Consider the following 13867-nt stretch of genomic DNA (forward strand, 5'->3'; position numbering starts at 1 on the left):
CTTCTGACATAGAGTGAAGTGCATGAAGGATCTGTATCAATTTGTTAATGGCCCATGGATTGAGTCCCACGTTATCCCCGATGATCGCGGTGTCGACGGCACCTTCCACGCGCTGCGCGACGAAGCCGAGGAACTCGTCCACGAGATCGTTAAGGAAGACGCTGGCCGTCCCGGGATCGTGTATTCCTCTCACATGGACGTTGAGGGAGTCAATGCTGCGGGGACGGCGCCACTTTCCGAAGATCTGGATAAGCTGGTTGCGGCTGATCCGGAGGAGTTGGCGCACAACCTGGGTGTTCTGGAGCGCGAGGGCGTTGGTGCCCCAGTGACCTTCTGGGTAGAAAAAGACTCCGGCTCTGAGGACGCGGTGGCCTACATTATTCAGTCTGGTTTAGGTCTGCCGGATGAGGCTTATTACCGCGAGGAAGCTCACGCGCAGACGCTCGCTGACTACGAGAAGCACGTTGCGGCGATGCTGGGATTCTTAGATCCCGCCCGCCTCTTCGGGCTGGGCGCGGAGGTTGCAGCTACCCGCATCGTGAACCTGGAGAAGGAAATTGCGGCAGGGCACTGGGATGTGGTGGCCTCCCGTGATGCGGTAAAGACGTATAACCCGGTGGACGTCGCCAAGCTGCCCAACATCACCCGCGCCATCCTGCAGGGTGGGGGACTGCCGGAGCACCGTGTGGTGGCCATGATGCCGTCCTACTTTGAGCACCTCGAGGGCCTGTTCACCGCCGGCCGTATGGCGGATTGGCAACTGTGGGCTACGTGGCACATTCTGTTGTCGCGTGCCCCCTACCTCACCGAGGAGATCGGTAAGAAGAACTTCGAGTTCTATGGAACTAAGCTCTCGGGTGCTACTGAACAGCGTGCACGTTGGAAGCGCGCCGTCGGGTTGGCGGAAAACATGGTGGGCCAGGAAATCGGCAAGGTCTTCGTGGACAAGCACTTCCCGCCGTCCTCGAAGTCCGAGATGGATGAGCTGGTGGAATACCTTACCGCCGCCTACCGCGAGAGGATTTCGCAGCTGGAGTGGATGACCCCGGCTACCCGCGAGCGCGCGCTGGAAAAGCTCTCCCAGTTCAAGGCCAAGATTGGGTACCCGGATACGTGGCGCGACTACTCTGACCTGGAGTTTTCGCCGAAGGGTGCGGACTTGGTGGCCAATGTGCGCGCAGGCAACGCGTGGAACCACGATTATGAGTTGGCCAAGATTGGCAAGCCGGCGGACCGCGATGAATGGTTCTCCACCCCGCAGACGGTGAATGCTTTTTATAATCCGGTGGTCAATGACATCACCTTCCCGGCGGCTATTTTGCGCCCGCCGTTCTATAACCCAGAAGCTGATGCCGCGGAGAACTTCGGTGCTATCGGCGCGGTGATTGGCCACGAGATTGGGCATGGCTTTGATGATCAGGGCTCGCAGTATGATGGCCAGGGCAACCTCAACTCTTGGTGGACGGATGAGGACCGCGCGGCCTTCGAGAAGTTGACCGCGAAGCTGGTGGATCAGTTCCAAGGCCAGGTGCCCAAGGTACTGGAGGGCACTGATTCCGCAGGCGTCAACGGCAGCTTCACTCTGGGTGAGAACATCGGTGACCTGGGCGGATTGGGCATTGCCGTGGTGGCCTACAAGAACTACTGCGCCGACAAGGGCCTGGACATCAACGGTCAGGTCGCGCCCTTTGAGGCAGAAGGTGCTGAGCCTGAATTGACAGAGCACGAGTACACCGGTCTGCAGCGCTTCTTCCTGGCGTGGGCGCGCGTGTGGCGTACTGCTATTCGTCCGGAGATGGCTACGCAGTACTTGGCTATTGACCCGCACTCGCCGGCGGAGTTCCGCTGCAACATCATCGCCGAGAACATTGACGAGTTCTACGAGGCTTTTGATGTCGAGGATGGATTGGTCCCAGAGGAGCGCGTCACCATCTGGTAGTACCCTTGGGGGCCATGAGTGACTACCAACTAAGTCCGGAAAAACAGCTCGAGCAACTCTCCTCCTACATGGAGGTGCACTACCCGCTGCCGGACTTCCGCCCGCCGTGGGCAGGTGGAGGTTCGCCGGAGGCGGACCGCTACTGTGCGCTGCTGCCGGATCGCATCGTGCAGGCCTCGATGATGGTGCTGGGTTCCGCGGTGGATCACTCGCTGCCCGGTACTGCCTTCACGGCGGGGGTGCGTGTTGAGGATTCTGAGGTCGGAGCTATCTTTGTTCCCTCGGAACAGAATGGCCGCTGGGCAGTCTCGCTGCACTCCGGTGGTTGGTGGCGCGGTGACGGCAAGGCGCTAGAGATGCAGTGGCGGCCCGAAGTGGCTGCTGCGGCGCAGCTGTCGGGGACCACGATCATTGATGTGGATTATCCGTTGGCGCCCGAGCACACCGTGGCGGAGATGGTTCAGTCGGTTCAGGCGGCCGTCGATTATGCGCGCGAGCATGGGGCCAACCGCGTGACGGTGTGGGGATATTCCTCCGGTGGGGCGCTCGCAGCGCTGGTGCCTGCCGACGCCCTCCTCCTCACCTTCCCCGACTTCGGTGCGTTGGCCAAGCTGCCGGAGGAGATCCGCGGCGACTATGTTCTCGATGTTGAGAAGCTGCCGGGGCTGTATTCCGACATCTTGGTCCAGACCGCAGTACAGGACGAGATTGCTGAGCCCGTGGAGATTCCCGGTGCACAGACCGCGGAGTACGTGTCGATGCACCGTATCTCTACCCCGGCCGTGGCGCGCCAGCGGGTGCGTGACGCTGCCAAGTTCCTGTAGGGTTATTGCTCGCCCTCTGGGCGAATCTTCATCTCAGAGTTCTTCCACCAGCCGGAGCGCTGAATGATTTCTTGGTCGATCTTCGCCTCCAGCGGGGCCTCGCCTTGGGAGTTGGTGCGCAGCTCGTACTTTTCAATAGAACCCCAGTCCCGCGCCCAATCGTTGTTGAGGTAGCTCGGGATCTCATAGGAGTAGTTCACTGCCTCCGCGGTTGCCAGCGCGCCACCACCGGAGAAGGACTGGAAGTCCGTGAGGGAAGTTTGCGCGGCGGCGTCGGGAAGAATGCGGAACTGCGGAATTTCGGTTACCCCGGCGTAGTGGTCAAAGGTGCGCTGGCAGGGGAACTGCAGGGCGACGGACCAGTCAAGGAGTGCCGGGGTGGAGGAATCGAACTGGGAGTTGATGGTGGCCAGCTCCGGGACGCGCGGCGGGGTAAACGCCATCCAATCATCCTCATCGGTGGAATCGTCTACCGCAACGAGGCGCACGACGTTGGCCTCGTCGGGGATCTTGTCCAGTTCGATTCGCAGGTTGCGCCACTTGGGGGTAGCACGACGTCGGAAAGCTCGGCCTCACCCTTGTTGGTGACCTTGCCGTCCTTGAGGGTGCCGTACTCCAGGGTGAGCTCGGTGCCCTCCTGCTCCACGCCGTTGACGTCGTGGTGGTAAATCTTGCCGGCGGCAGAAACCGAGAGGATGGGGGAGTTTTCTGAGGATTCCGGCAGGTTGTACCACTGCGTGGTGATGGTGGCGGTGGAGCGCTGCGACTCATCGTAGGAGCCCATGACCGGGACCTTCGTGTAATCCAGGTTGAAGGGCAGGTGCATCTCGGAGCCGTTGACGCCCAAGGTTCCGCGCACGCCGCCGGCGGAAGAGTCGGTGACCTCGGTGGCCTTCTCCTCGGTCTCGGTGAGCTCCTTTTGCTCGTTAGAAGACGCAGAGGAATCACCGGTGGTGTTGGCAATGGCGCCTACCGACGCCGAGTTGAGGTTCTCCGGTTCAATATCCTCCTTGATCATGTTCGGGCCGAAGCCGAAATTGTCTTCCTTCGGATCCACCAGGGAGTCTTTGAATTCGCCTGTAACCGGAGTGAGGAAAGCGTCGTTGGTGTTGGTTTCCACCAGCGTGGCATCCGCGAGCGAGCAGACATCGCCGCGTAGGGAGGCCAGGTTGCCCTTGCCCACGGAGTAAGAATCCGCCTGGGCCACGTAGCCCTTGGCAAAGGAGGCGCAGGAGAAGGCGACGATGAGGATGCAGGCCACTGCGATTGGTGCGGACATGGCGCCTGCCCAGCGGGACACCTCAGCCTTCCGGCTGTTGTGAGTAAGTGATTGGTAGAGGCCAATCGCCAGCACCACCATGCCGATGGCGAGCACCACGGTATTGGCCTCAATAGCCTTGAATTGCACCGTGCGGTCCCACCACGGGATGCCGAAGGAAGACACGTACCACCAGGCGTTCCAGCCGCCCAGGGAGATGGCCATGAGGAAGATCACCGCGGCGATGGAGAAGGTCCGGGCGCGCGGGGAGCGCATGGCGATCTGGGAAAGGACCACCGAGCCGAGCGCGGCGATAACGCCGGCGATACCGGCGTAGATGCCGAAGTGGTGCGTCCACTTCGTCGGCGTGAACATGAGGAAGAAGGCCGACAGCGCCATGATGGCTAGCAGGCGCTTGGTGGGATCTGCCTCCGCGCCCACGACGCGGTGGTCCTTGATGAAAGCGTAGATAATGAGCGCCAGGCAGAAGAGCATGGTGAACATGGCGAATCGGCGCGTCAGGGAGCCATCCACGGAGGGCTCAAACAGCGTGGAGTAGCGCACGAACTCCGAGTACCACGGCAGGGACGGGCCGACCGCGGAACGAACGCGAGTGGACTCGAGCACGGACGCTAACGTTTGATCCCCGAAGGCGGCAACCATGACCGCAGTGCCGCAGGCCAGGAACGGGGCGATGAGGGCTGTCCAGCCGACCTGGGAAGCGCGCGTGCCCATGATGCGGAACAGCGCGGGCAGGCAGACCAGGAAGATGCCCACCGCGGTAAGACCAGTGGGGCCTGCGGCCAGGGTAATGGCGGCGATGATGGTGCCCACGGCCGCTGGTAGGAGGCGCTGGTTGGAGATGGCGCGCTCAAAGGAGGCCCACGTCAGCATGACGCCGAGGGCCACGATGGGTTCCGGGCGGATGCCGTTGTTATACGGCAGCCAGAAAGCCAAGAACATGAAGGCCGCGGTCCAGTGCGCCAAGCGGCGCTCGTTGACGCGGGCACCGAAGCGCGGGAGCATCTCGCGCGACAACACGAACCAGATGATGAGCGCCGAGATGAGGGAGGGCAGGCGCACGATGATGGAGGCGCTGGAGAACTGCGCCAGCCATGCTACGAGGTCGTAGTAGGGAGCACCGAACGGGGCCTCGGGGACGCCGTACCAGCGGTAGTAGTTCGCCATGTAGGTCGCGTGATCGGAAACGCGGCCCATGGTGAGGATGAAGCCATCATCGGAGGTGTTGGCGCCGAAGATATACCACCAGCCGAGTACGGCAGCCACGACGCCATCGAGCGGGCGGATCTGCTTCCAGGTCTCGGGCATGAAGCCGAAACGTTTGCCATCGAGGCGGTCAATTCGCCACAAACACACCAGGCTGATGACCACCATGGCCAAGCCCAGCCACATGGCGATGAGCTTGAGCGGTGTCGGGGAGGAGGTGAAGCGCGAGTTGATCTCGACGTGGATACGGAGGTCATCGCCCAGCTCTGTGAGGTTTTCTGGGGTGTCGTCGATTTCGGTGTAGACGCCGGTGACCTGCGGGCGCAGATCCTCATCGGAAGTTTTCTTGTGCTTGCCCAGGGTCACCGTGGTGCCGTCACCGGTGGACTGGATGCGGAGGGTGGCGTCGTCAGGCAGCTTCGCCACTTGCTCGGCCGTGAGCGAGAAAATGACCTCATCGAGGCTGGTGACCGAGAGACCACCCTCGCCGGCACGGACAAACATGCCGCGGTTGGAGGCCTTCTTGGACTCCGGGGGCACGGTGCCGTAGAGCAGGTCCTGGCCATCGCGCAGCTTGTCGACGGCGCTCAGGGGGATCTCTGCATCAATTTCTTCCGGCGCCACCGAGATGAGCGGGGCGTTGATGGACTGCAGGGAGCCCTGCTGGGGCCAATCGAAGGAGGACTGGGTCTGGTTCACCGGCAGCAGCGGCGTGGCCACAAAGCAGAGGAACCCGATGAGTCCAGCGATGATGGCGGTGAGCCGCAGGGACTGCGGTGCACGTAATGAAGAGGTTTTCCGATCTGACACGGCGATCAGTGTACGTCACCGACGTGCCTTTTTAAGATCTGGCCGCGACGACGAAGGGGCCGATTTGTTTGACTTCCCAGCCCTTCTCAAAGACTTCCGGGTTGAAGAACACCGCGCGGTAGCGCACGTTGGGCTGGTTGGGGTAGATGTCCTCCGCCAAGTGGGTCTTGTAACCGTCACCGGGTTCTTCCATGTCGCCGCGGAAGATGAGGACGTCGGGCCCGCGCCACGGTGCGGACTCGAGGGACTGCGCGAACTCCTCCGGAGTTTGTTCCCAGGACTTCGAGGCCCACTCCTCGATTTGCAGGTTGCGGGTGCTGAACTCTCCCAGCGGGTTGGCGTAGTTGCTGGTGAAGGCGTTGAACCCGTAGTAGGGGTTATACGCCATGAAGAGCTTTTCATCCGTCAGGACAACTGTGTCGGTGGCGTCGTAGCCCTGGGAGTCGATGAACTCGCGGATCTTGGCGTAGTTGGCGGAAGAATCGCTGGTGTAGCGGTCCGCGCGCTCACCGTAGCCGTCGGTATCGGTATAGGCGTGGTCCAGGGCGGTCACGTTCGTCGCCGGAATCTGCTGGGCATAGTAAATACCACCAAGGCCCATGATGATGGCGAATACCAAGGTTATGCGCTTGCTCGTGGTCTCGGTGAAGCGTGCCGGGTAGAGCGTGGGAAGGCCCATGAGGCGGACGTCGGCCAGCGCGAGGATGCCGGCAGCGGCAAAGAGCACCGCGACGATCAGCTCGAGGCGGAAGCCCAGCAGCGTGCTGCCGGCGAGGGTCATGACCATAGAAGCCAAGATCCACAGGTAGGTGCCGACGATCGCGGTGCCCATTGACCTGATGTCGGGCTCGTCGATGCGTAGGACGAGGTAGATCAAGCCGATGAGGCTGAGAATGCCGATGACGGACAAGGAGAGGAAGGGGGCCGGGATCTGGGTTCCCTCCTCCGGCAGGTAATGCTGCGCGGTGGATTCCAGCGGGGCGGTGGCATGCAGAACCGCGTGCAGGTATGGCGCCCAGGCGATCGCGGCGATGGCCAGAGAACCGGCCGCGATAGTCGCGAGGTGTATCAGGGGAGTCCATGTACGTTCGGCCACGCAGGTGACGAGCGCAATGAGGCTGACGATGGTCAATGCCACGGCACCGGTATAGAGCGTGTAGAAGCAGGCGGAAACTCCCAGGTAGATGGCAATTCCGGCGGTGGAGGACCAGGAGGAGTTGTGGAAAGCATGCGAGCACAGCACGGCCACGGCCGGCACGCCCATGGCGATGACCGCGGAATAGGGCTCCTCAGCGCCGATGGCCAACGTCACCGCTGTGGTGGTGAGGGCAATGGCGGTGGCAACCGGCAGGGAACCGGACAGCCGTTGCCACAGGGGAACCAGGATGCACCCGGATACGGCCAGGGAGATGAGGCTCCACGGTTGGTATACCTCCCAGCCGGGCATGTTGAGGAGGTTTGCGAGGCGCCCGCCCATCCAGAACCAGCCCAGTGGGTAGAAGGTGGGTAGGCCCTCGTAGTTCATGTCCGCATAGGAACCGGCTTCCGTGGCGCGGGTCAGGAATTGGGTGCGGAAAACCTGGTCTACCTGGACGCCGTCGAGCCACAGGCGGGAGGCCGAAAGGGGGAGGCCGATACTGGTCAGCGTGAGCAGCGCTGGGGAGATATAACACACAGCGGTGGTGAGCCACGTTCGCCAGCGGGGGCGCGGGGAGGCGCCAATCACCCACCACACGCATAACGCGCCCACTAGGAGAACGGTGAGCGCAGTTCCCGCAGTGCTCAATGCGCGGGTCACCATCGACGTGCTGAACGCCGGCAGGGAGACCGTCTTGAAGGCGAAGAAACCAATGAGCGTGATAAGGCCGCCACCTACAGCGGCGGCGGCCATTCCCACGAGAGTGGCGCGACGCGTCAAGCGGTCGACGTTATATTCCACGGTGGGGGACATAGACGACGTGGCGGGAGACTCAGTCATGCACTTAGTCTCCCACACGCCGTGGACATAGCGGAACTTTAGAAAGGCAGCTTCCGGAAGATGGCCTGCGGGATGAACTTGAATCCCAAGGACACGTACTCAAAGAGCGGGTGCACGAAGATGGACTGCTTGCCGTCGAGCACTGCCTTGACGGTGGCCTTGGCCACGTCGGAGACGTTAACGGTCAGCGGCGCTTCGCCGGCCTCCGCCGACATCTTGGTGCGCACCTGACCCGGGCGAACCACCAGCACCTTGGCGCCGGAGCCGCGCAGGGCCTCACCGAGGTTGATGAAGAAGCCGTCGACACCGGCCTTGGAGGCGCCGTAGACAAAGTTGGAGCGGCGCACGCGCATGCCGGCGACGGAGGAGATCGCCACGATGGTGCCGTGTCCCTGCTCCTTGAACTTCTGGCCGAGTAAGACTCCGAGGGAGACCGGTGCGGTGAAATTGGTCTGGGCCGAGGCAACTGCCTTAGCCTGGTCCTGCCAGAGTTCCTCCTGGTCACCGAGGGTGCCGAAGGCGATGATGGCGACGTCGACATCGCCACGTTCAAACGCGCGCTGGACGACGTCCGGGTGGCCCTCGAAGTCAGTCGCGTCAAAGTCCAGGACCTCGACGTCGCCACCGCGGGACTCGATGGTGGCGCGGGCCTCCGCGATACGTGGGGAGTCGGCACGAGCGGCCAGGGTGACCTTGGCCGGGCCGCGCTCGAGGAATTCCTCGACGATGCCGAGGCCGATCTCGGAGGTGCCGCCGAGAAGGAGGATGTGTTGTGCTTGGCCTACTGCATTCAGCATGAGGTTAATCCTTTCTAGTGCAGCTCGAGGCGGCGGGACATATCGGAGGCGAAGACGCCAGTTGGGTCGATGTCGTTGCGGGTCTTGAGCCAGCCCTCGAGGCCCGGGTACATCTTGTGGAAGTTCTCCGCCGAAGTGCGGGACTCCTTGGCCAGGTAGAGGCGGCCACCGAATTCCATGACGCGCTTGTCCAGATCGTCGAGGAAGGTGCCCAGGCCCGGCTTGATGGGGAAGTCCACGCAGACATTCCAACCCGGCATCGGGTAGGACAGCGGGGCCTTGTTACCCGGGCCGAAGAGCTTGAACACGTTGAGCGCGGAGTAGTGGCCGGAGCGCTGCATGTCCCGGATGATGTCCTTGAAGGGCTCGACGGCGTCGGTCGGCACCACGAACTGGTACTGCAGGAAGCCGTTGGAGCCGTAGCCGCGGTTCCACTCGCCGATGAGATCCAGCGGCTGGTAGAACTGCGTGAGGTTCTTGACCTGGTTCCGGGCCGGGGCGCCCATGAGGTAGTAGGCCTCGCCGATGGCCATGAGCGAGAGCTTGTTCATGGTGAAGTTCGGGAAGATATCCGGAACGGTCATCAGCTGCGGGGCGTTGAACTTCAGCGGGTCTTTCGCCAGCTTCGGGTTCAGCTCCTCCAGCTGCTCCAGCGTGGCCAGCGAGCCGCGGGAAATGGTGGAGCGGCCCAGCTTCGGCTCCGGGGAGATGACGTCGAACCACGCGGAGGAGTACGTGTAGTTGTGCTCCGATCCATCGGAGTGGAAGGCGATGGTTTCCTCGAGGTTATCCGTGCGGTCGGTATCCGCGATGAAGTAGGCGGTTTCCGTCTTCGTCATCTTGATTTTGGCGCGCAGGATGATGCCGGTCAGGCCCATGCCGCCGACGGTGGCCCAGAAAAGATCTCCTTCTGGATCCTCATCTGAGCCCTCTGGGCTCAGATGTAGTACGCGGCCGTCGGCGACGAGCAGCTCCATGGAGGTGACGTGGTTACCAAAGGAACCGGCGGAGTGGTGGTTCTTGCCGTGGATATCCGGGCCGATAGCACCACCGATGGTGACCTGGCGGGTACCCGGCAGAACTGGAACCCACAGCCCATAGGGCAGGGCAGCCTTCATGAGCTGGTCGAGGGTGACGCCACCGTCGACGTCGACGATGCCCGACTCCGGGTCGATGGAGTGGATGTTGTTGAGCGGTTGCATGTCGATGACGAGGCCGCCGGCGTTCTGCGCGGGGTCACCGTAGGAGCGGCCCATACCGCGGGCGATGACGCCGCGGCGCAGGTGGGAAGGCTTATCAGCGTTATCCTCGGCCACCTGGGCGACGGCAGTCTTAATGACGTCGACGTCCGGGGTGGATAAAACATGGGCGGTTGTCGCCGCCGTGCGGCCCCAACCGTAGAGGGACTTCTCAGTAGTATGCAGTTCCATCTCTTACTCTTTAAATCGATGTGATGGGTCGGTTTTCTACACTACCTAGGAGGCAGTGCCTGTGGCGTCAGTGAAAACGTGAGATTAGGTACAAAAGCCAAGCAAACGGAACATTTGTGCCGTCCGGTTGTATGGTTTTCTATGGCTAGTACAGATCCATGATCTGCCGGATTTCCTCGGGAAGTTCATCCTGCGAGGTGATCTCAGGGCCTTCATAAGAACGCAGGATTTCATAGACGCGGCCGCGCGAGGTGGAGTCGAGGATGGGCAGTTCCTCGGCGATGAGCCGCGTCATAAAACCATTGAGCGGCAGTGAGGTGTGCTCGGTAGCGAGGAAGTGCCCGTGGCGCTTGTCGTCCTCGGCGCGCTCATCTTGCGCCGCGCGCTGTGCCGGAGTGAGGTGCTCTTTTTTGGAGGAGTACATGCACGGTAGCCTACCGCCCGCCTAAAGTGGTGCGGTATGACTTCTCCCAAGCAAGACAATTATGCCCTGGATGACACCCTCGCCGGACGTATCACCCAAGCTGCGGCCGTGGCGATCATGACTTCTTATCCAGATTGGATCAAGAACAAGACTGCGCTCGTGTCCGCCTATGTCCTGTCTTTCTTAGGCTTTGGTGCACTCGTGGCCATTACTAATGCCGAGAGCCACGAGGGGCAACCGGAGCCGGAGAAGCCGGAGGTGCCGCTGTGGGCGCTTCCGGTTGGCCTTGGTGCGCTCGTGGTTGGCGGCTGGTTGGGGATTAAGGCACAGCGGGGAATCGTTGGCTTTATCCGCCGCCGCGGCGTGGCAAAACCGTGGACGGTGTGGGGCGGAATCGGGGCCGCCATCGTGTTCATCCTCAGCGAGCTCGAAGCGCGCGAGAACGCCGCCCGCAACTAAAAGTGCGTATGGTGGGGCACATGAGCTCACAGGTCACAGATTTGGCGCAGGTCCGCGCCAAACGTGGTGATTCTGCTCGAACCCTGCTGTGCCAGGTGTCCAACGTCCGCGCGGAAGCCGAGGTGCACCGCCAGATTGGTTTCTCGGATGCACTCACGCTGGAAGAGCTTCATCATATTCTCGAGGTCTGCTTCGGCCTGCCTCAAGAGAATTCGCCGTGGCACTTTTTTGAACATACCGATGCCCGCGGCCAACGAATCGATCCGAGCCATACCGTGCGCGAATTCTTAAGCCGCGAAGGCGAGCAGATTGATTATGCCTGGGGGCTGTGGGATTTCGAGATAGTCGTGGTGGAGACCTATCCGCGCGATAACGGCACGCCGGAGGCTCTGTGCGTGGGTGGCTCCGGATCTTTTCAGACACCGTTTGATCTCACCGCCGTGAATGCTGAGCTCACAGGCCAGGAAACCATTGATGAAGTTCTGGATCTGGTGGTTAGTCCCGTCCGCGCGCTCATTGAACGAACCCGGCTCTATGACTTCGTTCCGCTCCTCCAAGCTTTGGATTTGAATCGCGAAGTCAACATTGATGCTCAGGCGTACCGCCAACTGCGTACCCTGCCGCGAGAAGTAACAAACGAAGGCAAGGACGCCTTTTGGTCGATGGCGCTGGCGCTGTCCTGCATGGGCGGGCGCGAGCTGACGGATTCCGTGGTGGAGACCGCCATGGCGGCGTTGGGCTGGGTCGACGATGACGGCGAGGAGCTTCGCGGTGCCGAGATTCGGGAGCTGTGCACGGCGTCGCTTAAGGTTTTGTCATCCCTCGGCGCCTATGGTGAAGACGCCGTCGCACCCGTGGATCGCCTGGACATTTACCGCGCCCTCATCCGCGGGTAGAGTATTCCGCCGTGACTGAACCTACTTCCACCCTGAAGACGCAGCTCGTGCGCTTTGTCTCCGTCGGTGTTTTCACCGCGGCCATCGACTATGGCCTCACCCTCTTCCTGACGTACCTGGGCCTGCACCGCTCCCTGGCCAAGGCGATAGGCTGGGTTTTCGGTACCATCGCCGCGTATGTAGCCAATGCTCGCTGGACTTTCGGTGCACAAGTATCTGGTCGTACCGCCGGTGCCGTGGGCATGCTGTACCTGTCTACCTTCGCCGTGCAGAACTTCCTGTATTGGGTGCTCAACGCTCCGCTGATCAGTCTGGGCTTCGAGGGCGCGCTGAAGGACACTATCGCTTTCGTCATCGCGCAGGGCGTGGCCACGGTGACTAACTTCGCCATTCAGCGCGTATTCATTTTTAAAGGCAAGTAACTATGGCTGGTCGCGCCGAACGCCTCTCACGATCGAATTCCCTGCACGCGCAGGGCGCGAAGTTCGCCATTACGGGAGCCATTGCCGCGCTTATCGACGTCTCCCTGACCTGGCTTTTTCAAATTGGTTTAGGGGTGTTCGGGGACGTGGGCTCCCGAACTGTCGGCTTTGCTGTGGGCACCTTCGTGGCTTATTTATTGAATCGGCGGTGGACCTTCAACGCTCGGGCATCGAAGCGCCGCTTTGCCGCGGTGTTTGCCACCTATGCCATGACCTATGCGATCAATATTTTGTTATACCGCTGGGCCTTCCCCTTTTTCGACCACAACCTGGAGTGGCCCTCGTCCTGGGCACTGGCGGTGGCGTTTGTGATTGCGCAAGGCACGGCAACACTCATCAACTTCTTCGTGCAGCGGTGGGTCATTTTCCGCAGCACGCGCAAGTCCTTTGAGGTTTAGGGCCTGCGGAAGTCTTCCTTGCGGCCACGGTTGTGCAGGCGCAGCCATTCCATGAATCCCTTCACGTCATGTTGCTGGACCAGGAAAAACCAGCCAAAACGTGCGAATTCCTGCGGCAGCAGCTTGCGCATGCCGCGCTGCCACAGAAGGTAGCCGCGGTTGCGGTAGGTAAAGAAGCGCTTGAACTCGCCCTCCGGATATTGCGTATGCATTTTGCCACCGAGGATGGGCTTGAACTCGTCGGAGCCGTCCGGGTGCAGGTAGCTGGTGGTCAGCGCAGTGCCGAAGCTCAAGCCCGAGTTGACCAGGCGGCGGTGGTACTCCACCTCATCACCACGGATGAACAGGCGGTAATCTGGCACGCCGATGATCTCCATGGCCTCGGCGGAGATGAGCGCGCCGTTAAAAAGCGAGGCGATACCGGGCAGAAAGTCGCCCTCTAATTCGCTCATGTAGCGCCGCCATATCAGTCCCTGGCGAAGAGGGAAGGCGAGCTTGGCGGGCTCATTGATATTGCACACGGCGGGGGAGACTTCGTGGAGTGCGTTGTTTTCCGCAACGCGGTAGAGCTCCTCCAGCACGTGGTGGTCGGCGGGGCGGCCATCATCATCAGCGCACCACACTGCGTCCGCGCCGAGGGCGAGTGCGGTGAGGAATCCCAGCGCGAAGCCGCCCGCGCCACCGAGGTTGGTTTCGGAAGGCACATAGACGCCGCGCTCGCCGGCCAGTTCGTGGAGGAGATCCTCCACGGATTGTTCCGCACCGTTATCCACCACGATGACCCACTGCACCGGGTGTGTTTGGTTCACCACCTGTTCAAGGGAGGCGCGCAGCAGCTCCACGCGCTGGTGGGTGACGATCACAGCGGCCGTCGTTCCGGCCTGGGACAGAGTGGCAGTCATGCGTTCCATTGTGCCACCCGTGCTGAGCTATACGATGCTAACC

Annotated in this window: 11 protein-coding genes and 1 pseudogene; 6 read left to right on the forward strand and 6 right to left on the reverse strand. The window is 61.6% G+C overall.

Annotated features, from left to right (window positions below; translation table 11 throughout):
• Positions 1 to 22 precede the first annotated feature (22 nt).
• Together FME68_RS08785 and FME68_RS08790 are read left to right on the forward strand one after the other, a co-directional pair.
• Complete coding sequence (locus tag FME68_RS08785) at positions 23 to 1939, forward strand: M13 family metallopeptidase (RefSeq protein ID WP_158397292.1); 1917 nt, start codon at positions 23 to 25, stop codon at positions 1937 to 1939.
• 14 nt (positions 1940 to 1953) lie between these two features.
• A complete protein-coding gene (locus FME68_RS08790; protein ID WP_158397295.1) occupies positions 1954 to 2763 on the forward strand; it encodes an alpha/beta hydrolase in 810 nt (269 codons plus the stop codon).
• A 2-nt stretch (positions 2764 to 2765) separates the two neighbouring features.
• Here FME68_RS08790 and FME68_RS08795 read toward each other — a convergent pair.
• The 5 genes and pseudogenes from FME68_RS08795 to FME68_RS08815 all read right to left on the reverse strand — a co-directional run bounded on the left by FME68_RS08795 (position 2766) and on the right by FME68_RS08815 (position 10687).
• Positions 2766 to 6058 (reverse strand): annotated as a pseudogene (locus tag FME68_RS08795) (arabinosyltransferase domain-containing protein).
• A 31-nt stretch (positions 6059 to 6089) separates the two neighbouring features.
• Positions 6090 to 8036: a galactan 5-O-arabinofuranosyltransferase gene (locus tag FME68_RS08800; protein ID WP_158397297.1), complete on the reverse strand. Its 1947-nt coding sequence runs from the start codon at positions 8034 to 8036 to the stop codon at positions 6090 to 6092.
• A gap of 38 nt (positions 8037 to 8074) precedes the next feature.
• Positions 8075 to 8833, reverse strand: coding sequence for a decaprenylphospho-beta-D-erythro-pentofuranosid-2-ulose 2-reductase (gene dprE2, locus FME68_RS08805; protein ID WP_049156749.1), 759 nt, complete (start codon positions 8831 to 8833; stop codon positions 8075 to 8077).
• A 14-nt stretch (positions 8834 to 8847) separates the two neighbouring features.
• Positions 8848 to 10263: a decaprenylphosphoryl-beta-D-ribose oxidase gene (gene dprE1 / locus FME68_RS08810; protein ID WP_046647038.1), complete on the reverse strand. Its 1416-nt coding sequence runs from the start codon at positions 10261 to 10263 to the stop codon at positions 8848 to 8850.
• A gap of 145 nt (positions 10264 to 10408) precedes the next feature.
• Complete coding sequence (locus FME68_RS08815; protein ID WP_046647039.1) at positions 10409 to 10687, reverse strand: hypothetical protein; 279 nt, start codon at positions 10685 to 10687, stop codon at positions 10409 to 10411.
• A 36-nt stretch (positions 10688 to 10723) separates the two neighbouring features.
• Here FME68_RS08815 and FME68_RS08820 point away from each other — a divergent pair, with 36 nt between their 5' ends.
• Genes FME68_RS08820 through FME68_RS08835 form a run of 4 tightly spaced genes read left to right on the forward strand, consistent with a single transcriptional unit; the run spans position 10724 to position 12922 of the window.
• On the forward strand, positions 10724 to 11146 hold the full coding sequence (locus tag FME68_RS08820; protein WP_046647040.1) for a hypothetical protein: 423 nt from the start codon (positions 10724 to 10726) through the stop codon (positions 11144 to 11146).
• A 20-nt stretch (positions 11147 to 11166) separates the two neighbouring features.
• A complete protein-coding gene (locus tag FME68_RS08825; protein ID WP_049156751.1) occupies positions 11167 to 12042 on the forward strand; it encodes a plasmid pRiA4b ORF-3 family protein in 876 nt (291 codons plus the stop codon).
• 32 nt (positions 12043 to 12074) lie between these two features.
• Positions 12075 to 12464, forward strand: coding sequence for a GtrA family protein (locus FME68_RS08830; protein WP_049156808.1), 390 nt, complete (start codon positions 12075 to 12077; stop codon positions 12462 to 12464).
• A 2-nt stretch (positions 12465 to 12466) separates the two neighbouring features.
• Positions 12467 to 12922, forward strand: a complete 456-nt coding sequence (locus FME68_RS08835; protein WP_049156754.1) for a GtrA family protein — start codon at positions 12467 to 12469, stop codon at positions 12920 to 12922.
• Here FME68_RS08835 and glfT1 read toward each other — a convergent pair.
• Complete coding sequence (gene glfT1, locus FME68_RS08840) at positions 12919 to 13833, reverse strand: galactofuranosyltransferase GlfT1 (RefSeq protein WP_195914099.1); 915 nt, start codon at positions 13831 to 13833, stop codon at positions 12919 to 12921. The genes FME68_RS08835 and glfT1 overlap by 4 nt on opposite strands.
• Positions 13834 to 13867: the final 34 nt, after the last annotated feature.

Origin of the sequence: Corynebacterium hiratae (assembly GCF_009708045.1) — a bacterium.
Taxonomy (GTDB): domain Bacteria; phylum Actinomycetota; class Actinomycetes; order Mycobacteriales; family Mycobacteriaceae; genus Corynebacterium; species Corynebacterium hiratae.